The 24,368-nt window shown below is 32.6% G+C and carries 22 protein-coding genes and 3 tRNA genes; 14 read left to right on the top strand and 11 right to left on the bottom strand.

Features of this window, described 5'->3' with window-relative positions:
* The first annotated feature begins 294 nt into the window (after positions 1 to 294).
* The 8 genes from N4A45_08310 (at position 295) to N4A45_08275 (ending at position 7,724) form a co-directional block, all read left to right on the top strand.
* Positions 295 to 774 (top strand): hypothetical protein, encoded by a 480-nt coding sequence (locus tag N4A45_08310; protein MCT4665217.1) that lies wholly within the window; start codon positions 295 to 297, stop codon positions 772 to 774.
* Positions 775 to 1,040: 266 nt separating this feature from the next.
* Positions 1,041 to 2,258: an ornithine--oxo-acid transaminase gene (gene rocD / locus N4A45_08305; protein MCT4665216.1), complete on the top strand. Its 1,218-nt coding sequence runs from the start codon at positions 1,041 to 1,043 to the stop codon at positions 2,256 to 2,258.
* 223 nt (positions 2,259 to 2,481) lie between these two features.
* Positions 2,482 to 3,309 carry a hypothetical protein gene (locus N4A45_08300; protein MCT4665215.1) on the top strand — a complete coding sequence of 276 codons (828 nt, stop codon included), beginning with the start codon at positions 2,482 to 2,484 and terminating at the stop codon, positions 3,307 to 3,309.
* 70 nt (positions 3,310 to 3,379) lie between these two features.
* Positions 3,380 to 3,874, top strand: coding sequence for a MepB family protein (locus N4A45_08295; protein MCT4665214.1), 495 nt, complete (start codon positions 3,380 to 3,382; stop codon positions 3,872 to 3,874).
* 221 nt (positions 3,875 to 4,095) lie between these two features.
* Positions 4,096 to 4,626 carry a Crp/Fnr family transcriptional regulator gene (locus N4A45_08290; GenBank protein MCT4665213.1) on the top strand — a complete coding sequence of 177 codons (531 nt, stop codon included), beginning with the start codon at positions 4,096 to 4,098 and terminating at the stop codon, positions 4,624 to 4,626.
* Between the two features lie 66 nt (positions 4,627 to 4,692).
* Positions 4,693 to 5,451 carry a hypothetical protein gene (locus N4A45_08285; GenBank protein ID MCT4665212.1) on the top strand — a complete coding sequence of 253 codons (759 nt, stop codon included), beginning with the start codon at positions 4,693 to 4,695 and terminating at the stop codon, positions 5,449 to 5,451.
* A gap of 253 nt (positions 5,452 to 5,704) precedes the next feature.
* Entirely contained in the window at positions 5,705 to 6,553 is an 849-nt protein-coding gene (locus N4A45_08280) for a hypothetical protein (protein ID MCT4665211.1), read from the top strand.
* A 481-nt stretch (positions 6,554 to 7,034) separates the two neighbouring features.
* Positions 7,035 to 7,724 (top strand): DUF2695 domain-containing protein, encoded by a 690-nt coding sequence (locus tag N4A45_08275; protein ID MCT4665210.1) that lies wholly within the window; start codon positions 7,035 to 7,037, stop codon positions 7,722 to 7,724.
* Positions 7,725 to 8,252: 528 nt separating this feature from the next.
* On the opposite strand, the gene N4A45_08270 is transcribed toward N4A45_08275, so the two are convergent.
* Positions 8,253 to 8,984 carry an SDR family oxidoreductase gene (locus tag N4A45_08270; protein MCT4665209.1) on the bottom strand — a complete coding sequence of 244 codons (732 nt, stop codon included), beginning with the start codon at positions 8,982 to 8,984 and terminating at the stop codon, positions 8,253 to 8,255.
* Between the two features lie 122 nt (positions 8,985 to 9,106).
* Here N4A45_08270 and N4A45_08265 point away from each other — a divergent pair, with 122 nt between their 5' ends.
* Together N4A45_08265 and N4A45_08260 are read left to right on the top strand one after the other, a co-directional pair.
* The gene (locus N4A45_08265; protein ID MCT4665208.1) at positions 9,107 to 9,961 is read left to right on the top strand and encodes a LysR family transcriptional regulator; all 855 of its coding nucleotides are present in this window, start codon (positions 9,107 to 9,109) and stop codon (positions 9,959 to 9,961) included.
* A gap of 340 nt (positions 9,962 to 10,301) precedes the next feature.
* Complete coding sequence (locus N4A45_08260; protein MCT4665207.1) at positions 10,302 to 10,946, top strand: hypothetical protein; 645 nt, start codon at positions 10,302 to 10,304, stop codon at positions 10,944 to 10,946.
* Positions 10,947 to 11,210: 264 nt separating this feature from the next.
* Here the strand turns inward: N4A45_08260 and N4A45_08255 are convergent.
* The 3 genes from N4A45_08255 to N4A45_08245 form a co-directional block, all read right to left on the bottom strand.
* Positions 11,211 to 11,284 (bottom strand) — tRNA-Arg (locus N4A45_08255).
* Between the two features lie 12 nt (positions 11,285 to 11,296).
* Positions 11,297 to 11,371, bottom strand: a tRNA-Pro gene (locus tag N4A45_08250).
* Positions 11,372 to 11,407: 36 nt separating this feature from the next.
* Positions 11,408 to 11,489 (bottom strand) — tRNA-Ser (locus tag N4A45_08245).
* Between the two features lie 415 nt (positions 11,490 to 11,904).
* Here N4A45_08245 and ychF point away from each other — a divergent pair.
* The 4 genes from ychF to N4A45_08225 all read left to right on the top strand — a co-directional run bounded on the left by ychF (position 11,905) and on the right by N4A45_08225 (position 18,087).
* Positions 11,905 to 12,996 (top strand): redox-regulated ATPase YchF, encoded by a 1,092-nt coding sequence (gene ychF / locus N4A45_08240; protein MCT4665206.1) that lies wholly within the window; start codon positions 11,905 to 11,907, stop codon positions 12,994 to 12,996.
* 171 nt (positions 12,997 to 13,167) lie between these two features.
* Positions 13,168 to 15,021, top strand: a complete 1,854-nt coding sequence (locus tag N4A45_08235; GenBank protein ID MCT4665205.1) for a type IIA DNA topoisomerase subunit B — start codon at positions 13,168 to 13,170, stop codon at positions 15,019 to 15,021.
* A complete protein-coding gene (locus tag N4A45_08230) occupies positions 15,018 to 15,530 on the top strand; it encodes a hypothetical protein (protein ID MCT4665204.1) in 513 nt (170 codons plus the stop codon). Before N4A45_08235 ends, N4A45_08230 begins: the two co-directional genes overlap by 4 nt.
* A complete protein-coding gene (locus N4A45_08225) occupies positions 15,508 to 18,087 on the top strand; it encodes a DNA gyrase/topoisomerase IV subunit A (GenBank protein ID MCT4665203.1) in 2,580 nt (859 codons plus the stop codon). The genes N4A45_08230 and N4A45_08225 overlap by 23 nt, the downstream gene beginning before the upstream one ends.
* A gap of 26 nt (positions 18,088 to 18,113) precedes the next feature.
* Here the strand turns inward: N4A45_08225 and N4A45_08220 are convergent, their stop codons facing one another.
* The 7 genes from N4A45_08220 to dusB all read right to left on the bottom strand — a co-directional run bounded on the left by N4A45_08220 (position 18,114) and on the right by dusB (position 24,265).
* Entirely contained in the window at positions 18,114 to 18,815 is a 702-nt protein-coding gene (locus tag N4A45_08220; protein ID MCT4665202.1) for an ABC transporter ATP-binding protein, read from the bottom strand.
* A gap of 1 nt (position 18,816) precedes the next feature.
* Entirely contained in the window at positions 18,817 to 19,122 is a 306-nt protein-coding gene (locus N4A45_08215) for a DUF4286 family protein (GenBank protein MCT4665201.1), read from the bottom strand.
* Entirely contained in the window at positions 19,106 to 20,920 is a 1,815-nt protein-coding gene (locus N4A45_08210) for a hypothetical protein (GenBank protein ID MCT4665200.1), read from the bottom strand. Before N4A45_08210 ends, N4A45_08215 begins: the two co-directional genes overlap by 17 nt.
* 161 nt (positions 20,921 to 21,081) lie before the next feature.
* Positions 21,082 to 21,786, bottom strand: coding sequence for a cysteine dioxygenase family protein (locus N4A45_08205; protein MCT4665199.1), 705 nt, complete (start codon positions 21,784 to 21,786; stop codon positions 21,082 to 21,084).
* Positions 21,783 to 22,286, bottom strand: coding sequence for a GNAT family N-acetyltransferase (locus N4A45_08200; protein ID MCT4665198.1), 504 nt, complete (start codon positions 22,284 to 22,286; stop codon positions 21,783 to 21,785). The genes N4A45_08205 and N4A45_08200 overlap by 4 nt, the downstream gene beginning before the upstream one ends.
* Positions 22,276 to 23,253 carry a methionyl-tRNA formyltransferase gene (gene fmt, locus N4A45_08195; protein MCT4665197.1) on the bottom strand — a complete coding sequence of 326 codons (978 nt, stop codon included), beginning with the start codon at positions 23,251 to 23,253 and terminating at the stop codon, positions 22,276 to 22,278. The genes N4A45_08200 and fmt overlap by 11 nt, the downstream gene beginning before the upstream one ends.
* 16 nt (positions 23,254 to 23,269) lie before the next feature.
* A complete protein-coding gene (gene dusB, locus N4A45_08190; GenBank protein MCT4665196.1) occupies positions 23,270 to 24,265 on the bottom strand; it encodes a tRNA dihydrouridine synthase DusB in 996 nt (331 codons plus the stop codon).
* Between the last annotated feature and the right edge of the window lie 103 nt (positions 24,266 to 24,368).

Genomic DNA, 24,368 nt, shown 5'->3' with positions numbered 1-24,368 from the left:
ACTTTTTTTTATTTGGATATTATGCCATTTATGGTCTTAATTCTCTTAACAGTATAATGCAAATTCATTACAGAAAATCCAATATAAAAAGATAAAATTAGAACTTTTATTGTTCACTACTATACATTTATATACTTTTATAGGAATGTAGTATTAAAACGAGAAACTTTAGTATAAAACCTAAATTACTTACCTTTTATCCCTTATTGAGGCCTTAAAATCGAAATACCATTATGATAAATGTGTGCTTTATTCTATTTTTGAAGAAATACTAACAAAATCAATTACAAAATTATGAAACGAAAAATTGTTATATTACTCTTGTCTATTCCTTTTCTATTCTCATGTTGCTCTGGAAAAAAAACAACCGAAACAACAGTAAACAAACCCAACAAAGAACATACTCTCACAGATAATGACTTTACACGTTATCATATATTTGATGCCACATTCTCAAAAACAAAATATCACAAATGCATGGGAATGACCGCAGACTGTCCTGATAAATGTGGAAACTCTGGTGAGTATGCAAACTTTGAGATTACACGTTATAAAAAATTTGATGGAAAAGGCGAAGGTGGTTCTCAAAAACTTGAAACCTATCAAAAACAAATATCAGATTTTAATAAAAAAAGATTTAATGATGAGTCTGTTCGCATAATTGAATCTCTCAAACCTGGAGATCAAGTAGAAATTCAAGTAAATTATATTTATGACACAAGGCTAACAACTGTTCAAACGGTAGAAAATCTCATAAGTATTAGGAAATTATAATAGACAATCCACTTACAAAAAAAAGCCTCAAAACAATCTGTTTGAGGCTTTTTTTGTGCAAAATAGATTTTTTATAACAGTGTGTTCTACAAAAAAAATCTATTCAATTTAAGTATATTTGTTCTCCTATACCGAATGAACTCAAAAGAAGGGATTAGAAAACCATTTTTATCATTTGTTTTGAAAAATATTTGGTAGTAATCAGATCGTATTTTAGTAAAACCATTTGAAGTGGTTTAATTATGACACAAAAAAAACTTATCAGAATGAATTCTAAAGATTTTATTGCTCTTGAGGACAAACATGGAGCTCACAATTATCATCCCCTTCCTGTAGTACTTTCAAAAGGTGAAGGTGTATTTGTATGGGATGTAGAAGGTAAAAAATATTTCGATTTCCTATCAGCATACTCTGCAGTTAATCAAGGTCATTGTCATCCAAGAATTGTAAAAACTATGGCAGAACAAGCTGCCAAGCTTACTTTAACCTCTAGAGCATTCTATAACGATAGCCTAGGTTTATACGAAAAATATATCACTGATTATTTTGGTTTTGACAAAGTGCTTCCTATGAACACCGGTGCAGAAGCTGTTGAAACTGCCATTAAGCTAACCAGAAAGTGGGCTTATGAAAAGAAAGGAATCCCAGAAAATGAAGCAAAATTGATTGTGTGTGAAAATAATTTTCACGGAAGAACCACAACCATTATTTCTTTCTCTAATGATGAAGATGCTCGTAAAAACTTTGGACCCTACACAGAAGGTTTTATAAAAATTGCCTATGATAATCTTGATGCTTTAGAAAATGCTTTAAAACAAGAGAATATTGCAGGTTTTATGGTAGAACCAATTCAAGGTGAAGCGGGTGTTTATGTTCCATCTGAAGGATACCTCTCTAAAGCGAAAGCACTTTGTGAAAAATATGGTGTTCTTTTTATTGCAGATGAAGTACAAACAGGAATTGCTCGTACTGGAAAACTTCTTGCCGTAGATCATGAAAATGTTAAACCAGATGTGTTAATTCTAGGAAAAGCACTATCAGGAGGAGCTTATCCTGTTTCTGCAGTTTTAGCAAATGACGAAATTATGGAAGTGATAAAACCAGGTCAACACGGATCTACCTTTGGAGGAAACCCAGTTGCTTGTCAAGTTGCCATGACTGCCCTAGAAGTGGTAACAGATGAAAAACTTGCAGAAAATGCCGAAGAATTAGGAAATCACTTCAGAACTGAAATGACCAAGTTTATCGACAGCTGTGATATTGTTAAGATCGTAAGAGGAAAAGGATTATTAAATGCCATCTTAATCAACGATACAGAAGATAGTTCTACCGCATGGGAAATTTGTTTAAAACTTCGAGATAATGGTTTATTAGCCAAACCAACTCATGGGAATATCATTCGTTTTGCACCGCCATTAGTAATGACTAAAGAGCAATTGGATGAGTGTATAGCAATTATCCAAAAAACACTTAGAGAATTTTAAAAATCCACTAAAGAGGTTTTATATTAAAGAAAGACTTTTGAGTGATCAAAGGTCTTTTTTTGTACCTTAGAGGGATATTCTGAAATATTAAAATAAAATTTTGTAAATCAATTACCAACCTTTGTATTATTGATGTTTTTGAATGCCACGAAGGAAGAATATTTCCTATATTATAACATGGTTATTTTTGGTATTTCTTATCGCTCACTTAAAAAAAATAGAAATGAAAAAGATATTAGTAGTTAACGGAGAAAAGTATTGGCAAGATTTATTGCCTGACTTTGAAGTTATGCAGAAATCGATACAAGACACTTCTTGGATTTTGAAAAATGGAAGACTCTTTGTTACGGATTCGAATGGCGTTTTTGAACCCGATGGCATATTATGGAGAGTTGGAGCAATTAAGCCAACCGAAATTCAGACAACTGCTTTGAATTTGATTGAACTAAGTGGTATCCCTTGTGTAAACTCGGCTGAAACTTTGAAAATAGGTTTTGATAGATTATCAATGTTATCAGCAATAAAAAAACAAGGTTTACCAATTATAGATTTTAATGTCGTTACAAAGTCTCATCATTTAAAGAATATTAAAATTGATTTTCCTTTTGTTGTAAAAGTTGGAAATTTTCATGGAGGATTTGGTAAGGTTTTAATAGAAAACGAAAAGAGATGGCAAGACATCAAGGACTTACTATTTGTTACTGAGCATTATATAACTATTGAACCTTATATCGATTATAAAAAAGATATTCGATATATTGTAATTAATGACAAAGTCTGGGCAATGTCAAGAAAAGGGAGATATTGGAAAGCAAATATAGAAACCACAGATTTTACTGAATTTGTGCCAGTAATAGATATATCTGATAAACTCAAACAATTACAGAAAGAAATTAAAGCAGACATTTTAGCTATTGACATTCTTGAAGAAGAGAATGGTAAAATACACATTGTTGAATATAATGATATCCCTGGGCTTTCAGGATTTACGGACGAATTAAAATATGAATTAGCAGAAGTTATGAAAAGAAAAATGGCTACAAATAACTAATTATATTCCAGTTTTTACATATTATTTGAAGTACGAAAGTGATAACTGAAAATCTGAAAAAATTAAGTAAATGGACAAAAATCTTCACCAAATAAAAACGGAAATATATGACAAATGCTCACTTGGAATTTCAGACATGAAAATCGAAACAGAGGGCAAGGAATATCATGCTTGCAGATTTCAATTGAAAGGGCTGAATATTTTAAGTAGAAATGCTAAAATAACACCAAAAAAAGTTGGACAATTTGTCACCTTTTGGAAAAGAAATCAAGATGGTGTGACCGAACCATTCAACGAATTTGATCCAATTGACTTTTATATTGTTAACGTAAGAACTGAGACTGAATTTGGACAGTTTGTTTTCCCAAAAACTATATTAATAAAAAAAGGAATTATTTCCACAAAAATGAAAGAAGGAAAACGAGGATTCCGAGTTTATCCAAAATGGGATATTACAAAAAACAAACAAGCTAAACAGACGCAAAAATGGCAATTGAATTATTTTTATGAAATTAACAGTATGACCAATTTAGAAAAAGTTACAGGCTTATATGAAATAAAATAAATAACATCAAATATTGATCATCAAGCCCTATCATAAAACTAAGTAAAAGAACTACAATTACTTAAACTTTCAATCTACTAACACCATACCGACACATTATTAAAATTTAATTACCTGAAAGTAATCAGTAACTTAGCGAAAAATCCTGATAGTATCTATAGTGATCGATAAAAAAACATTAGCCCATGAATCTTCGTGAATTTTTGAAAAGTATTAAGTTCATGTCAAACGAAAAGGCAGACTTAATTACAACTTATTTCAGTAAAGAATCTATTGAAAAAGGAACTTTGATCATCCAAGAAGGAAAAACAAGTAGAAAGTCTTACTTTTTAGAATCTGGAATAATTAGGAGTTATATTATTGATTTGAATGGAAATGAAGTTACCACGAGGTTTTTTTCATCGCCTGATTTTCTAAATGATTATCTATCATTTTTTGGACAGAAACCAAGCGAGGAGTACTATGAGCTTGTAACCGACTGTGTGATGCACACAATAAGTTATTCAAATGTTCAACACTGTTTTCATAATATTCCTGAATTTAGAGAATGGGGAAGAATGCTTTTAACTTTAAATTATGAGCATACAAAGAACAGAATGATTTCTTTTCACAAAGAAACTGCTCAAGAAAGATATCTCAATCTAAAGATTTCTCATCCTGAGATAATTGAGCAGGTTCCTCTAAATATTATTGCTTCGTATCTAGGAATAACGAAACATTCTTTGAGTAGAATCAGAAAAAATATAAATTAACAGTTGCCAAATGGCAACTTTAAATAGAAACTATTCGTCCATTTTTGTAAAAAAAACAAACACATTATGGATTTATCACTTACACAAGTTCCTATTTGGATATCAATTCTATTTATTTTAAGCTTTGGAACAATTCCTATACTATTAATTATCAAATCTGTGAAGGTAACTATCATAGATAACCATCTAGGAAAAAGTTCCGAAATAAATAAAAAAATCAGTCTCTTTTATCTCTCTTATTTTATAATTATTTCACTGATTTCCTTAACAGGTTTTTTTGCTAAAAATGCCATTCCTCCTCGTATAATGTTAACAGCCATTTTACCTCTGTTTCTCTTTTACTTTTTTTGGGTTCAAAAAACAGAATGGTTCAAATTGGTATTTGAGCACATTAAAATAGAACAATTAGTTGCTATTCATATATTTAGATTTGTAGGGGTGTTTTTCATTATTGCTTATCATTTTAATGCCTTACCTAAGCAATTTGCACTTTTGGGAGGAACAGGAGATATCGTGTCATCAATTATTGCCATACCTGTGTTTTTTGCCTTAAAAAAGAACATGAAGTTTTCAAAAATTTTCGTTTGGATATTCAATATCATAGGACTTATGGATATTGTTTCTGTATTAATAACAGCAATAATTGTAACAGAACAAGCAATGAATAATAACTCACAAGGCATTGAGCAATTTGGAACTTTTCCGTTTAGTTGGATTCCTGCTTTTGCACCAGCCACAATTATTTTCCTACATATTTTAATCTTCAAAAAACTTATTAAAAAGAAAAAGAAAACCACCTCTAACGGGGCTATTGACACTTTTTAGAAAACAAAGCCAAAGACAATAACTGAATAATTATTCGGTTATTTTTCTCCATAAAATTGTTTTTTGTACCTTAGTTTCATGATATTCAGAAATATAAATAGTACCTCTAGATTCACTTCCAAAACCTGTATTTACTGGGCTTTTTGTGTTTTTGATTATGACAGAGAAAGTATAAACGTATAAGGTGTATAAACACACCTTTTTCTGTGAGGGTGTGTTTATATGGTTGTTGTAAACCATTTGAACAAAAGGAATGAGATTTTCACAAAGAATAGGAAAAAGGGCCATAAAAGTTGAACTTGAAAAAGAAAACCTAAGTCCTGAACTTAGAAACTCTCTTTGGACATTGATTATCGAATTAGTAATCGAATCTAAAAACGAAGATACTGACAGATATGGACGAGAAAAATGGTCGCCAAGAAGCAAGCTTTTTCGGAGTATTTGGATGCATTTTTTCAAAAGACCGATTGACAATCTTCCGATACAATATCGTAATTATTATGGACAAGTTCAATACTCTGAAGCTCAAAATGAAGTTAGGAAATGGTTTTATAAAGTCGAATGGGATTTAGCGTTAGATTTTGTTGAATTTTGTGTGAACTATGACGACAATTTACATTCGAATCTGTTTAACGAATTTCTAAAAAGAGAGATGTCAGCTTACAGATTTGTTGATGGGAATTTAGTAGAAATTAACTCTAAAGAAGAGGTTGTTAAAATTGAAAATGCCATTAAATATTCTGGAAAATTCAATTCTGTAAAAACCCATTTGAAAAGGGCTGTTGAACTTTATGCGGATAAAAAGGATCCTGATTATCGAAATTCGATTAAGGAATCAATTTCTGCCGTGGAGTCACTATCAAAAATAATTGTTCAAGACAATAAAACGACATTAGGTCAAGCATTAAAGATTATCGAGAAAAAACATAATATTCCAAAAAGTCTTAAAAGTGCGTTTAGTTCACTTTATGGCTATACTTCTGATGAAGGTGGAATTAGACATTCTTTACTTGAAAAAAATGTGAAAGTTGATATGGAAGAAGCTAGATTTATGTTAATCGCCTGTTCAGCTTTTGTGAATTATTTAATAAGTAAGAAATAAAAACGGTTTACAATAACTAAGTCTTCGGATTGCTCGCAGAGCAAAACCTAAAGATCCCGAAACATCGGGATTATCTAAAAACCAAGCTGTTGCACCGATTACTTACTAAATATTCAATTAGTTCACTTTGTTCATAATTGACTTTTAGTAATGTATCGGCATTACACCTTTCTTAAAATATACAGAGAAATGGTTTACTTGCGTTTCGAAAAACATTTCAAAATATGGGTTTTGCGACAAATAAGTTTAGGCTATACAAATCCATTTTTCAGGACTTAAGAAGATAAAGAGAAGACTTTTGAGCAATCAAAGGTCTTTTTTGGTGATCTTTAAATTTCTTAAAATTAGAGAATTTTGTAGTTTTATGTACTTTTGAGAAAAGCTAGCCGTGAAACGGGTTTAGTTCAACAAAATATATAATATATGGCGCCCTGCGTGATGCTATGACAACATACACCAAGCGTTATGCATAATTAAAGAAATGACCGTATTAACAGAAAATCAAGTTACTGACCTTTGTGTCTTTATAGAAAATCGAATTGAAAAAATTGGTTGTGACCATTCTTTAAAAAACACTTTTGAATGGGCTGAAAAAAACGGAATTAATAAAGCAGATTTAGTTGATGTTTTGGAATTGAATGGTGGATTTTGTGACTGCGAAGTGACATTCAATTTACCAGAAGATTGTGATTTAAGTCTTGATTCTGAGAACAAAGTATTAGATTTAAAAAATCCTTTCAAAACCCCTCTAAATTTCCAACAAACAGAAAACAAAACTTATACCAAGGCAATATATTCAAATTCGGAATACGGGAACAACAATTACACACATAATGGTGAATTACTGATTCCCGCACCATTTGGGTTTAAACCCAAAAAGAGAGTTAGAAAAAGTATGCATTTCTTTAACGGAACAGATTCTGAATTACCATCAGAAATCGGAATCGTTAAGGAAATTGAACCGACAACTGCTAAGGTTTTTGCAAAAAATATTCGTGATTTAAAGTTAGAATCTTTATCAAAGTTTTCGGCAAGAGATGCAGAATATTATTTATCGAGAATAGAAAAAATTGACTTAGGAAAACCAATGGGGACACACTTTATGGAACGAACTGGAATCGGCGGAATGAAAATAGAATTGCGAATACATAAAGTCATATTCAGAAAATAATAACTATGAGTTCCTAATTGACTTTTAGTAATGTATCGGCATTACAACTTTCTTAAATTACACAGAGAAACGGCTTACTTGCGTTTCGGAAAACATTTCAAGTTTTGCGACAAATAAATTTAGGCTATACAAATCCATTTTTCAGGACTTAAGAAGATAAAAAGAAGACTTTTGAGCAATCAAAGGTCTTTTTTCATGATCTTTAAATTTCTTAAAATTAGAGCATTTTATGGTTTTATGTATTTTGGGAAATCAGCTACCCGTGAAGCAGGTTTAGTCAACATGGTACATAGTGTACACCCTTCGGGACAGTCGACAGCTGATCATGCTAGAAAAACTTGCCAATCAAAAAAGCCACTCTACCAGTGATGATAAGAATGACTTTTATTATTTTTTGTTTGCTTTTTGAGTATTTACATCGATTGTAAAACTATCACAAGAAATAATACGTGATTTAAATTTTATTCATCTTAATGTCTCAATAGATGAAAGATGGAGACACTTTCTTTACCCATTCAAGAATTCTGACTATGCATCTTGCATAGTGTCAGTAATAATAATTTCACGTAAAGAAACTGATTGAGGAAGTTCGTAGGCGTACTTTATAGTTTGGGCAACATCTTCTGCTGTAATATTAACTGCACCTACTGATTCTTTCCACTCATTGTAACCATCAATAATACTTTGGTCTGTAGTGTGTCCTAAAAGTTCTGTTTTAACAGCCCCAGGCATTATCGATAATACACGGACATTAAATGGAGACATTTCTCCACGAACAACTCTAGTTAATCCTGTTACGCCAAATTTACTTGCACAATATGCGGCATGATTGCCAAATGGCTGAACTCCCGCAATTGAAGAAATATTAATGATGGTTCCACTTTTTCTTTCTTTCATATCGTTCATCACGATTTGCATTCCATTCATTACGCCCATTACATTAACATCTAACATGGTCTTCCACTCTTTTGCTTCCTGAGTCGCAATATCGCCTAAAAGCATTACGCCAGCATTATTGACGATCAAGTCTGTTTTACCATATTTTGCTTCAGCTTCACGAACGGCAGCCTCAAAATCTTTCTTATTGGTAACATCAACTTTTCTACACATTGTATTAGGAAGTTTTAAAGCTTCCATTTTTTCAATTCTGCGAGCCAATAAAAGTAACGGGTAACCATCCTTAACGAATTGTTTTGCCATTTCTAAACCGAAACCTGAACTTGCCCCGGTAATTACAATTAATTTGTTACTAGTTTTCATGATAATAAGTATTTTAAATCTTTATAACCAATAAGGTCAATTAAATAAAGACATTACAAAAGTATGTTGTATATTTATATCGTCAAAATACTAATTTTGAATAATTATTATAAGAAATAATTATGGATGACAGATTGTTAAGGTTTTTTGTAGCGATTTACGAAGAACAAAACCTGTCGAGAGCTGCTGAAAAATGTTTTGTTTCACAACCAAATATTTCAAATGGGCTAAAACAGTTAGAGGAAAAAATTGGAAAAGAACTGTTTCGGCGACATAAACGAGGTGTTGAAATAAAGGAAGATGCACATTATTTATATCCCATTGCCAAAAGAATTTTGGGGGAATTAAATGCAATTCCCGAAATGTTTAAAGAGGAGAATTTTAAGCACAAAATAATTATTGGAATAGCAGAAAGTCTTCCTCAAGAATTTAAAAATGATTTTTTCAAGGAGGCGTCAAAGGTTTTAGGTGATATGGAATGGGACGTGAGACCAACCGGGCGTGATTGTGAAATAAACCTATTAATTAGAGAATGGAAATTTGAAGAACATTTGTTTCTACCACTTGTAAAAGAGAATTATGTGCTTTGTATTCCTGAGAATAATCCATTGGTAGAAAAAGAAACCATTGAAATAATGGACTTAAGCGGAGAACCTTTTATCCATTGTCCTCCTTGTGAAGCACATCAACAAAGTCTTGCAATTTTAAATAACTCAGGAGAGAAATGGAATACTATTGCAAATTGCCAAAGCAAAAATGAGGTACTAACGTTATTAATGTCTGGACTTGGTATTACATTTCTACCTGAATATTTTGTTAGAGGTTGGGCGGGATTCAAGGTGAAAAATTATAACGGACCAAAAAATTTCAGGGAAATAGGTTTGTCTTTTGCTCGGAAAAGCTTGAAAAATAAAAAGGTTGCAGAACTGATAGATTATCTTTCAAATAATGAGGTTGATTTTTTTTTAAATAAGTAATATGCTTAACCACATGTTTTACCAAGGAAGCTCAGAAATGGCAGATGTCTTTTTGGTAGTATAATATTTGATTTTCGTTAAGAATTTCCGACCCAAGGCGGGTAGTCGAACAGATGAACACCAAAACCCATAAACAATTATTGAATAAGCCTTGGAGGAAATTTAGAGAAGAAAAAAAAATCTCTAAATAAGGCAGTACTTGAAAAGAACGAACCAATTTTAAGAATAATTCACGAAAAAAATGGATATTGGGAATTATAACAACCTAAATCTGGTTTAAAGAGCTTGATTAACAAAATCATAACAACTCATAAAGCCTGATTATCAAACACAAAAAACTATGGCTATTTGGCAATATCAACTCACCATTCTTCCAAAGAGTGCAGTAGTTGAAAAATTTGGAGAAGTTCCAAACACACTTTTTATTGATAAAAAAGCTTGGAAAGATTATTGGGAAACCGTAAAATTTGATAATGGATTTCCTGCCCCAGAATTTGAAGATGCTCAAACAATCAAATGGTGGAAAAGTTCTACTCTAAATATTCAAGAAACTATGAGTCAAATCGACAAACTTGTAAAAAGAGATAATTGGAGTAATGATAAATACTTTATTAGTTGGAAAGGTGATTCAGAAAAAGAAGAAGATAATGATTGCCATATTGCACTTAATAATAAAACACTTGAGATAAGTGAATTCCAATTCCGAACAGACTTAAGAAACTTAGAAACAGCAAAAAAATTCATGGAAGGTATGATAAGTATTTGTATAAAAAATAACTTACTACTTATGAATACAGATGGTGTTTTGTTTGAACCTAAAATGGAAATCATTTTTGAAGATATTAAAAAATCAAGTGCTATTGAATTTCTAACGAATCCAAGAGAATTTATTGAAGAAGCTGTAAAAAATGAAGATAACAGATTTCGATTTGAACCTACAAAACAGAGTATTTGGAGCAAAATAAAAAATTTCATTAACAAATGAGAATGGATGTTGATTCATATTGTAGAACCAAATTTCAGAACACTAATAATTAAATAAGACGTATACTAAATTGAGTAGATGACTCCTCCCCTAGCTAAAGCCGCTCCCACCACCGCATGTATGGACTCATATACAGCGGTTCAGTATTTTTTACGTGATCGCGATAGGATTCGAACCTATGACCGTTCCGATTAAAAATCGGAATGCACTATCCCATGCTTATTATACAAAAAAAGCCCCCAGAAAAATCTGAAGGCTTTTGTGTGATCGCGATAGGATTCGAACCTATGACCGTCTGCTTAGAAGGCAGATGCTCTATCCAGCTGAGCTACGCGACCATTAAAAAAAAGTCGGGGTGGCAGGATTCGAACCTGCGACCTCCACGTCCCAAACGTGGCGCGATAACCGGGCTACGCTACACCCCGAGTTGGTTATCAAAAAGTGCATTCTTAATAAGAATGCGGAGAGACCGGGATTCGAACCCGGGACACCCTAAGGTGCACAGCTTAGCAGGCTGCTGCATTACCACTCTGCCACCTCTCCATTGAAGTCTTTTCAAACAACGTGTGCTTTTCGTTTAAAGCGTTGCAAATATACACTCTTTTTGCAATCATGAATAACAATTATGAGCTTTTTTTAGCATAAATTCCCTTAGTTATTGATTCCCAAAAGGATTAGTTTTAAAAAAATATTTCCAAAACATTAATTAATTTTCAAATTATCCAAAAACAGCCCTAGCTACTTATTTCAGTACTGGAAATATCCACGAAGCCCCTCACTATTTTCTCAAAACAAAATTGAAAACAATCAGAATGTCTCTTTATAGATCTACTGAAAAAAATGTTTTTTTTTGTTTCAAAGGAATTGTTGACAATTTGAGCCAAAAAACCTTGATTTATCCCTCCTTTTTTAGTTTTTTTGTAATACTAAAGAATCAACACAAGAAATACAACACTATATGAAATGTGGAATTGTAGGTTTACCCAATGTAGGTAAGTCAACTTTATTCAATTGCCTATCTAATGCAAAAGCATTGGCAGCAAACTACCCTTTTGCCACTATTGAACCAAATGTAGGAACCATTCCAGTACCAGATAATCGTTTAGAGAACTTGGAACAAATCGTCAATCCTGAAAAAGTACAATCTGCAACTGTAGAAATCGTGGATATAGCAGGACTTGTAAAAGGAGCGAGTAAAGGAGAAGGATTAGGGAATAAATTTTTGGCAAATATTCGTGAAACAGATGCAATTATACATGTTTTGCGTTGTTTTGAAAATGATAATATCACCCATGTAGATGGTTCAATAGATCCTGTAAGGGACAAAGAAACTATTGACATGGAATTACAGATAAAAGACCTTGAAACAATAGAGAAGAAACTTACAAACCAAAAAAGAGTTGCTAAATCTGGAGATAAAATTGCTCAAAAAACAGTTGAAGTTCTAGAAAGACTCTTTAATCATATAGAATCTGGAGGTTCTGCAAGAAGCTTAGAGCTTAACGATGCTGAACTACCTTTGATAAAGGATCTTCATTTACTCACAGCCAAACCAGTACTCTACCTTTGTAATGTGGATGAAGAAATCCTAAAAGTAGATAATGCTCATGTAAAAGCCATTAGAGAAATAGCAGAAACTGAAAATGCTCAAGTTCTAAAATTGGCAGCCGGATTGGAAGCAGACATCAACGAACTAGAAGATTATGATGAGCGTCAAATGTTTCTAGATGATGCTGGATTAGATGAACCAGGAGTAAATAAGCTCATACAATCAGCCTATGACTTACTGAATCTTCAAACATATTTTACAGCTGGAGTTAAAGAAGTAAGAGCTTGGACCATAAAAAAGGGATCAACTGCTCCACAGGCTGCAGGTGTTATTCATACAGATTTTGAAAAAGGATTTATTCGTGCAGAAGTAATCAAATATAAAGATTATGTGGAACTCAAGTCTGAATCGGCTTGTAGAGAGGCAGGAAAACTTTCCATTGAAGGAAAAGACTATATCGTTGAAGATGGGGATATCATGCACTTTAGATTTAATGTATAAATCTTAAATAAAATGAAGGGTGAAATATAAAATTCTCACCCTAACTTTTGCCATCAAAAGGGATAATTGCAGAGAATTTATTATTTTTAACCCGACGTTAGAATATCATTCAATACAAAGAGAAACAACAAACGCTTCTAAGAGAAAAATCAATAAAATTTTCATCATAAAATGGGAGAAAAAATTGTAAAATATACCGAAGATAATATCCGATCACTGGACTGGAAAGAGCACATCCGATCTCGTCCTGGAATGTATATCGGAAAACTAGGTGACGGCTCCTCTCAAGATGATGGAATTTATATTCTACTTAAAGAGATTATAGACAATTCCATTGACGAATTTGTAATGGGAGCTGGTAAAACCATTGAAATTTCTATTCAAGGTAATCGAGTAATCGTTAGAGACTATGGAAGAGGAATTCCTTTAGGAAAAGTGATAGATTGTGTCTCAAAAATAAATACTGGAGGAAAATATGACTCTCGAGCCTTTAAAAAATCGGTGGGTCTAAATGGTGTAGGTACAAAAGCTGTAAATGCACTTTCAGAGTATTTTAAAGTACAATCTATTCGTGATGGACAAACAAAAATTGTAGAATTCTCGCGTGGAGAAATTTCTCAAGAAGAAGAATTACAAGAAACTACGGTAAGACGAGGAACACGCTTTACCTTTATTCCAGATTCTGAAATATTTGTTAATTACAAATTCGTTCATGACTATGTAGAACGAATGATTTGGAATTATGTTTACCTCAATCCAGGATTAACAATTGCTTTTAATGGAGAAAAATATTTCTCTGAAGATGGACTTAAAGATCTATTGAGTAATAATATCAATACAGACAACCTCCTCTACCCTATTATTCATATCAAAGATGAAGATATTGAGGTAGCAATTACCCATGTAAGAAATCAGTACAACGAAAATTATTATTCTTTTGTAAACGGACAACATACTACACAAGGAGGTACGCATCAGCAAGCACTGAGAGAGGCTTTGGTGAAAACCATTCGTGATTTTTATGGTAAAAACTACGATGCTTCAGATGTAAGACAAGCACTCGTGGGAGCAATTGCCATAAAAGTTGTTGAGCCCGTATTTGAATCCCAAACAAAAACCAAACTAGGGTCTTTAAAAATGGAGCCCGATGGTGTTACTGTAAGAACATTTGTAAATGATTTCATCAAAAATCATTTAGATAATTATCTTCATAAACATACTGAAGTTGCCGACGCTATTCAAAAGAAAATTATTCAGGCAGAAAGAGAACGAAAAGAACTCGCAGGAATAAAAAAACTCAGTCGTCAAAGAGCGAAAAAAGCAAATCTTCACAACAAAAAACTAAGAGACTGTAGAGTTCACTATAACGATAAAAAAGGGGATAATTTACTGGATACTTTTCTGTTTATTACCGAGGGAGACTCTGCTAGTGGATCTATCACAAAATCTAGAAATGTAAGCACCCAAGCCGTTTTTAGTTTAAAAGGGAAACCCTTAAATTCTTTTGGTTTAACAAAAAAAATCGTTTATGAAAACGAAGAATTTAATCTGCTTCAAGCGGCGTTAAATATAGAAGATGGATTGGATGGATTGCGTTATAACAATGTAGTTATTGCTACCGATGCCGATGTAGATGGAATGCATATCCGTTTACTCCTTATTACTTTTTTTCTTCAATTTTTCCCAGAGCTTATTCAAAACGGACACTTGTACATTTTACAAACACCTCTTTTTAGGGTTAGAAATAAAAAAGAAACAAGATATTGTTATGATGATCAAGAAAAACAGTCTGCTATAGATGAACTTAGAGGAAAAGTTGAAATTACCCGATTTAAGGGACTTGGAGAAATTTCCCCGAATGAATTCAAGTATTTTATAGGTAAGGATATTCGATTAGATCCTGTTATTATAGGTAAAAATACTTCTGTAGAAGATTTAATGAAATTCTATATGGGAAAAAACACCCCTGATAGACAAAAATTTATTGTTGAAAATTTAAGAATAGAAAAAGACGAAATATCATGATTGTTGATACAAAAAAGAGAGAAACAAAATACTATGTCATTTTAGCATTACTCGCATTAGCTACTTATATATTTTATCATATTCAAAGTAAACCACCATATTATTATGGATTAGTGGGAACAGAAATAGCATCTTATCATCTATTTGAAGTATTTCTAGGTCTTACTATATTATTGCTGTTGTATAGGCCCACACATTTCTATTACAACGATGAAGACCAAGTTATTATCATTAGATCTCGAAGAATATTTCTTGGTAATTTTCTTTTTAAAAGAAATGTTAATCTTGATCTACCCAAAAGAAAAATACGTAGAGCCCGATTACATAGAAAATTTTTAAGACCTTATTTGTCTATAACAATAAACAGTAAACGTTCATTAAAAAGAAGTAGATCTGTAGATTTAATTCTTTTAACAAGAACTGAGCGTAAAGCCGTATTAAGAGGTCTCCAAAGTATAGCCACACACCAAAATGCCGACGAAGAATATGGAAGAACCGTATCAAAATAACTCATCAGAAAATATTGAAAGCATCAAGAATGTTTCTGGGCATTTCAAAGATTGGTTTTTGGATTATGCCTCCTATGTAATTCTTGAAAGAGCCGTTCCAGCCTTAGAAGATGGATTAAAACCTGTTCATAGGCGAATTCTTCATTCTATGAAAGAAATTGACGATGGAAGATATCACAAGGTTGCAAATATCATTGGGCATACCATGAAATATCATCCACATGGAGACACTTCTATTGGAGATGCACTAGTTCATATTGGTCAAAAAAACTTATTAATAGATACGCAAGGTAACTGGGGAAATATCTTTACAGGGGATCGAGCAGCCGCTTCAAGATATATAGAAGCTCGCCTTACCCCTTTTGCATTAGAAACTCTTTTTAATCATAAAATTACCAATTGGTTAAGTTCTTATGACGGAAGAGGAAAAGAACCTGAAGTTCTCCCTGCAAAGTACCCAATACTTCTGTATCATGGTGTAGAGGGAATTGCTGTTGGACTTTCTACTAAAGTAATGCCTCATAATTTTAATGAGCTTATTGATGCAAGTATTGCCATTCTAAAAAATCGTTCTTTTAAACTAGTACCTGATTTCCCAACAGCAGGTTTGGCTGATTTTTCAAACTATAATGATGGGAAAAAGGGAGGAAAAATTAAAGTTCGAGCAAGAATTTCTATAGAGGACAATAAAACACTCAAAATAAGCGAAATTCCTTTTGGGACAACAACATCCTCTCTTATTGATTCTATCCTAAAAGCTAATGATAAGGGTAAAATAAAGATAAAGAAAGTAGAAGATAACACAGCAGAACATGTAGAAATATTAGTTCATTTAGCACCCAATATTTCGCCAGATCAGATGATAGATGCACTTTATGCATTTACAGATTGCGAGGTAAATATCTCTGTATATTGTTGTGTAGTTCATGAAGACAAACCTGTATTTATAGGTGTTTCAGATATTTTAAGATTCAATACACAAAATACTGTTGATCTACTCACTAGTGAACTTAAAATAAAACTGGGTGAAGCAAAAGAACAATGGCATTTCTCTAGCTTAGAGAAAATTTTTATTGAAAATAGAATTTATCTAAGAATAGAAGAAGCAGAAACTTGGGAAGAGATTATTCAAGAAATAAGAACAGGTCTTGAACCCTTTATTGGAAATCTTGAAAGAGCCGTTACCGATGATGATATTGCAAGACTTACAGAAATAAAGATCAAAAGAATATCTAAATATGACTCCTTTAAAGCTGAAGAGAACATTCTCAAGATTGAAGGAAAAATTGCAGAATACCAGCATCATTTGACCAATATTATCGACTATACCATAGATTTTTTCAAAAATATTAAGGAAAAATATGGAAAAGGAAGAGAACGAAAAACTGAAATTACAAATTTCGGAACTATTCAGGCAAATAGAGTGGCAATAGCTAGTGAAAAGCTTTATGTAAACCGTGAAGAAGGTTTTGTAGGAACAGGTTCCTCTATGCGTAAAGAGGAATACGTTTGTGATTGTTCTGATATTGATGATATCATAGTATTTAGAAAAGATGGTACTATGGTAGTAAGTAAAGTAGATGATAAAAAATTCTTAGGGAAAGATATTCTCTATGTCAATGTTTTCAAAAAAGGAAACACACGTAAGATTTATAATGTGATCTACGAAGATGGAGCAACAAAGTTTACTTACCAAAAACGTTTTGCAGTAAAAACCATCACAAGAGATAAAGAATATAGAATTTCTTCAGATCATAAGAAATCTAAAATTCTCTATTTCTCTGCAAACCCAAATGGAGAAGCAGAATTAGTAGAAATAAACCTCAAAACACAGTCTAGAACTCGAAAATTAAAGTTTGAATTAAACTTTGCAGATCTCGCCATTAAAGGTAGAGGAGTTAAAGGAAATCTTGTTTCAAAATTTCCAATCAAAAAAATAGAATTCAAAGCAGAAGGAAACTCCACATTAGAACCTGTAAAAATCTGGTTAGACGAAAGTATTATGAGGCTTAACCGAGAAGAAAGAGGTGAACTTCTAGGGGCTTTTGGACCAAAAGATAAATTGATTGAGATTACTGATGATGGGAAATACCGAGTGATTACTCCAGATTTAACAACGCATTTTGAATCAAATTGGTTAAAAATTGAGAAGTGGCATTCAGAAAAACCAATCACCGCAGTATATTATTATCCTGAAAAGGAAAAACACTATATCAAAAGGTTTGTTGCAGAACCAAGCTCTAAACCATTTACAGAGTTTCTACCCGATGAAAAATGTCGCTTAGAATTTGTGTCTACTGCATGGAAACCTCAATTTCAAATTCATTTTAGGAAACAAAGAGGTAAAGATCTTCGTGAATCCGAAACGATTATTGCTGATGAGTTTATAGAAATCAAAGGCTTTTCTGCCATGGGGAATCAGCTAAGTGGATTTACCATAAAAGATGTGGAAGAGCTAGAATCTATTCCTTATGAAGAACCACAAGTAGAAATAGAGGAAGAGAAAGAGACTCCTACCCTTTTTGATGAAATGGAAGGAAATCCACAAGAAGAATAATTTAAATGAGTGATGATCGTTATATACTAAATCATCACTCTATTTTCATTTATTTCATCTTTCTCCAAAACGCCATCACGTAATCGAATAATTCTTTTGGTGTGAGCGGCAATATCGTCTTCATGAGTTACAACTACCAAGGTGTTTCCTGCATCATTAAGCTCTTGAAATAGTGCCATGATTTCTCTAGAAGTTTTAGAATCTAAATTACCCGTAGGTTCATCAGCAAGAATTATTGAAGGATTATTGACCAATGCTCTTGCAACAGCAACCCTTTGCCTTTGCCCACCAGAAAGCTGATTGGGTTTATGGTCAAGCCGGTCTCCTAAACCTACTTTTTCCAATACTTCTGTGGCTCTTCGTTCTCTTTCCTTTTTAGGAATACCAGAATAAACTAAAGGTAAAGCAACGTTTGCCAAAGTGGTTAACCTAGGGAGTAAATTAAAAGTTTGAAAAACAAAACCTATTTCAATATTTCTAATTTTTGCCAACTCTCTATCGCCTAAGTTACTCACGTTTTTCCCATTAAAAATATAGCTACCAGAACTTGGCGTATCCAAAAAACCTAAAACATTCATTAAGGTAGATTTCCCAGAACCTGAAGGTCCCATAAAAGCTACAAACTCTCCTTTATCAACTTTTAGATCAAGTCCTTTTAGAACCTCTAATTTTTGATCCCCAAGTATAAAATGCTTGTGAATATCCCTAACATCAATTACTGCATCCATCCTACTCAACCATTTTTAATAAAGTTCTGAAGGCAACAAATTTACCTTCGTATTTTACGTTATGTGCTCTTTGTAATTTAGGAGCATCATTTTTCATATAATCCTCCAAAATTTCATGATTTTCACACAAATATTGGATAGAATAAGTAATTCCTTGCGGATCATCTGAAAGTACTTTACAGAATCGATTATCAATAAATTTTCCGGTAGCCATAACCTCTGGAATATGGGTTTCTTTCATCCATTGAAGCCATTCTGTGTGTACAGTTTCTTCGATATTTACGGTAACGTTATAGATTATTTTCATGAGTTTTTTTTAGTTTTTTCAGATTGATTCTTGTTTGACTTGCCCAATAACTTGATGGGTAATCTATCAAGAGTTTTTCATACAATTCTTTTGCTTTGTCTTCTTTATTCAAAGAGAATTGAAATAATTTGGCCTTTTCAAAAAGGGCATTATCTTTTAAAATACTTTCGGGTAAGCCCAAAATAGCATTCAGGTATTTTTCTTCTCTTTCAAAATTATTTTGAGCTTGAGCAATCTTAAAAAGCAAATAATAGGCATCATCAATCAGATAATCTGAATCACTCAACTCTAACAACTTTGAGAGTTTTTTTTGTGCTTCCGTAAACCTTTTTTGATGAAAATACAGATCTGCACGAGCATACATTTGTAAGGAAAAAATATTGGAATCTAAATTTAAACTCTCTTGAATCAACAAAGAAAGCTCCATGGCATTATTCGCCACTACTTTTGAAGTAGCACTCCTTAGTACCTTTAACTGATCAAATGCCCACTGAAAATCTGCTTGGTAAAAACTAACTTTTGCTTTTTTAAACCGAGCTAAATGCCCCAATTTGTCAAATTCGAAATCCTTTTCTACTTGATTATAATAGAGTAAGGCATCCCACATTTGGTTTTTTTCTACCAAAATATCTGCCAAAAGTAATTTACTATTAGCCAGTTCTTTATTTTTATTTAGCGGATACTCTAAGCATTGAATTAGAATATTTGATGCTTTATTAGGATCATTTTTAAAATTCAGATAGGACTTTGCCTCTAGCTGTTGACTAGCAAGATTGCTGCTTCCTCTTGGATATTTTAAAAAATAGGCATCAAATTCTTCAAATAAGAGATTCTGCTCCTCTTCTGTCACGTTTTTTTGAGATTCTAAAGAACGAAAAAGCACACGTAATTTAGCTTCGTGAGCAGCTTTTGTTATATCTTGTTGATGTGTTCCGTCCATCAGGAAATCTAAAGCCGAAATTGCCGAGTTCCACGCTTCATTGGATGCACAAAGTATGGCAAAATTTAAAATTCGATCTCCTCGTAATTTGTGTTTTCTTTCTAAAGATTTCTCTTGTCTAAATGCTCTATCAAATTCTTTTTGATGGGTGAATACCCATATTAATAATTCCTGCATTTTTTGATTCTCCTCCTCTTTTAGAGAAATGAGCGCCTGTTTTTTTATTATCGGGAGTATTTCTGGATAATCAGCAACCGATTTTTGCATATTACCTAAAATACTATTATAACTTCCTGGTGAGTTCTTGATCAAAAGAAAGTAATTACTTACCAATTTTTCTTTTTCTTCTGTATAATTATATAATCTCAACAAATAATATGCTGTTCGAAAATTATATTGCCTAGTCAACTCATCTTCATATAATTTCACAGCATATTCCACAAGATTATTTCTTTCTAGTTTTAAAGAAATTCCTTGAATATTTCTAAAATTAACCATTCCACTTTTAGAAAATGAATCAAAAACACTTTCTGCATCAGATTTTTTTTGAGCCTTAGCCAAAAGAAATTTGTCAAGATGGGCATATAGATCTTTTCGATATTTTTTTAGCCGTTTTTTGTTTATTTTCTCCGCTTTTTGCCAATCCTTTAGAGCATAATAACAATTAAACAATTGCTGATAATAGGCATTTCCTCTATGCTGCTTATAGAGTTTCTCATATATTATTAATGCTTTATCGTATTCTGTTGCCTGAAAATACTTTTGTGCAATATTTGCATCATTTTGAGCAAATGTAGTCCCCACAATAAAGAGAAATACTATTTTTAATCCGTATTTTACAACCCATTTCTTGTCCATAGGATAAAAGTATGAAAATCCCATCTTCTGCCATTCATAATTATTTGCTTTTTGGTTAAAATGAGATAAAATTTTCTATTATTCAACAAAAAACCAGTATCGAATATGTTCAATACTGGTTCTGAGATCATGCTAATCAATTGATAATAAAATATCTACGATTACATCAAAACATCTTCTTTTTCTATTTCACAGATCCATTTTTTAATCTGCTGTTTGTCCTTATTTTTAAAGTACAGGGACTTTGGGAAAATTGTTGCAACAAACTCATATTGTGTATTTAGATCTTTACATGTAAGCTGATCAACATATTCCACTTCTTCCTCTGGAAGCATAAAAAAAGCACCTCCAGTAGTTTTTACAATACGATTTTTCTCAATTTCATAAATTAATGAATCTGCAGTAACATCATCCATACTATCTGGTGTTCCATAAATATGTAAACTGAGATAAGGTTGTGCTGTTTGGTTTCCCATTTGATGAATTAATGCATTGTTTACCATTGCAATATCTCCTGATTGAAAGCTTTCCTTTCTGGCAATTTTTAGATCATTTTCAGCATCCATTCTATAAATATAATGAGATGCATTCCCAAAAACTTGCACAGCTCCCCACTGAGTATATCCATGATTGTGCACTCCAGAGAAATCACCTGGCATCCAAGACATTACCATTACTTCATAATTAGAGCCCTGGTAAACCATTTTTCTACCATATCCTTCGTGCTTAGGATGGTGAAAATCTGCCCAATGCATAAGATCTTTTTCCGCTAATTTTAGCTCCATCAAGAACTGCTTGATAGCAATTGGTGCCAAGTTTTTATCACTTGACAAAAAATCTACGAGCTTTTGTATTTTTTCGTTCATTCCTTAATGAGTTTTTCTAAGATAATCATGTCTAAAAATTGGTTATCTATCATTCCAATTTTATGTTGAATTCCTACTTTTCGATAGCCAAAAGATTTAAAAAATTGAATGCTTCTTTGATTGTCTGCAAATATTTTTGCGGTAAGATGGTAATAATCAAATAAACGTGCCTTCTCAATGAGGTTTTCATGGATTTGAGAGCCCAATCCTTTTCTTGTTTGTTTAGGTTTTAGATAAATAGAGACCTCGGCTGCATGGCGATAACCTTCTCTATCAGAATATTTTTTTAATATTCCCCAACCCACAACTTCTTCTTGTTCTGTGGCAACTAGTAAGCACTCTCTTTGACTAAAATCTTGTACCCACTTAGCGATACTCTCTCTGTTCTTCAAACTTCTATCCATTGTAGCATTTCCTGCTTGGATATAGTGATTATAAATTTCGGCAATTTCTAGAAAATCTCCAGATTTCACCAAATCAATTTTCACTTTATTGTTCATAGATAAACTGATATTTTTTCTCCCAATTAAAACCAGAAATAAAGTCTTTAGCTTTCATCCTTTTTTTACCTTCCAACTGTAATTCATCAACAATAATAACACCATCTTTACAGTTAATATGTATTTCTTTTTGGTGGTGATAAAAGCTACCTATCGAACCTTCAATTGCTCTTTTTTCAAAACGGCAATTGAAAAATTTAATCTGTTTTTTAAAATCTTCTGCCGTCAATTTTGCAAAAGCTCCAGGAAATGGATTCAAACCACGGATATGGTTGTAGACAATTTCTACAGGGCGATCAAAATTTATTTCACAAGTTTTCTTGAAAATTTTTGGAGCATGTTTAAGTTGATTTTCATCTTCAAAAAGTTCATGCTGATTTCGAGTATTTACTTCATCATTGATAATTTTATCCAAAGTTTCCAATACCAATTCTCCTCCTAATTTCATCAGCTTTGAGTAAACAGAACCGACAGTATCTTTCTCTTCTATAGCACATTTTTTATAGTCGATGATTGCTCCAGTATCTATTTTTTCATCGATAAAAAAGGTGGTTACTCCCGTTTCTTTTTCTCCATTGATAACGGCCCAATGAATGGGTGCAGCACCACGATAATGAGGAAGAAGAGATCCATGCAGATTAAATGTTCCTTTGGATGGAATACTCCAAACAATTTTTGGTAACATTCTAAAAGCAATCACCACAAAAATATCTGCATTCCATTGCTGGAGTTGATCAATAAATTCTTCATTTTTGAGTTTTTCTGGCTGTGCCAGTTCTAAGCCATGCTCCACAGCTACTTTTTTTACCGCACTTGATTGAAGTTTCATTCCACGACCTGCTGGTTTATCAGGGGGGGTTACTACCCCAACTATTTGATGATTTTCTTCGATCATCTTTTCAAGTATATAGGAAGCAAAATCTGGCGTTCCCATAAATACGATTCTCAATCCTTTTTTTTCGGTCATTATTCTTCTGTTATTTCTATGATTGAAAAATCATATCTCGAAAATCTTTTCGAATTTGTTCTAAAGTTGCCAATATTTCAGGTATTTCCGAAGAAGTTACCAGTTTCATTCTATAGGGCTTTATTCCTCTTAATCCTTTAAAATAACCTGCATAATGCCTTCTAGTTTCTACAATTCCTAGCACAGGTCCTTTCCATTCTAAAGCTTTTTGGAGGTGTTTTATTGCAGTATCTACTCTTTCATCAATTGTTGGTGGTGGAAGTATATTTCCTGTTTCTAAAAAATGTTTTATCTCTCTAAAAATCCATGGATTTCCTATTGTTGCTCTTCCTATCATCAAACCATCAACAGGATATTCCTCGAGCATTTGAAGGGCTTTTTGAGGAGAATCTATATCTCCATTTCCAAAAATAGGAATTTCTATATTAGGATTTTGAGCAATTTTTGAGATTAAGGTCCAGTCTGCACTACCTTTATACATCTGTTTTCTTGTACGCCCGTGAATAGACAATGCTTTTATACCTACTTCTTGAAGTCTTTCTGCTACTTCTTCTATTTGGATACTGTTTTCATTCCAACCCAAACGGGTTTTAACCGTTACTGGCAAATCTGTATGATCTACAACAGCCTTGGTCATTTCTACCATTTTAGGAATATCTTGTAAAATCCCTGCTCCCGCTCCTTTTCCCACTACTTTTTTTACGGGACAACCATAGTTGATGTCCAAAATATCTGGGCGGGCTTCGGTAACTATTTTTGTTGCCTGAATCATTGAGTCAATATTTCCACCAAAAATTTGGATTCCAACTGGCTTTTCTTCAGGAAGAATATCTAGTTTAATAGTGCTTTTATCTGCATCACGAATTAAACCTTCACTAGAAATAAATTCTGTAAACATCAAATCAGCTCCATTCTCTTTGCATAAAACTCGAAAAGGAGGATCTGAAACATCTTCCATAGGCGCCAATATCAAAGGATTTTTTGGCAGTATTATATCTCCAATTTTAACCACAACTTCTTTTTTTGCAAATATAATTCTTTCATGAAAAAATGAAAAGATTCAAAAGAGTACAATTATTATATTTAAACCCTTATCCTTACCCATGGGTAAATGA

The sequence above is a fragment of the Flavobacteriales bacterium genome (assembly GCA_025210805.1).
Lineage (GTDB): Bacteria > Bacteroidota > Bacteroidia > Flavobacteriales > CAJXXR01 > JAOAQX01.
Note: the sequence above shows the minus strand (reverse complement) of the source record. Positions and strands in the feature narration are given on the sequence as shown.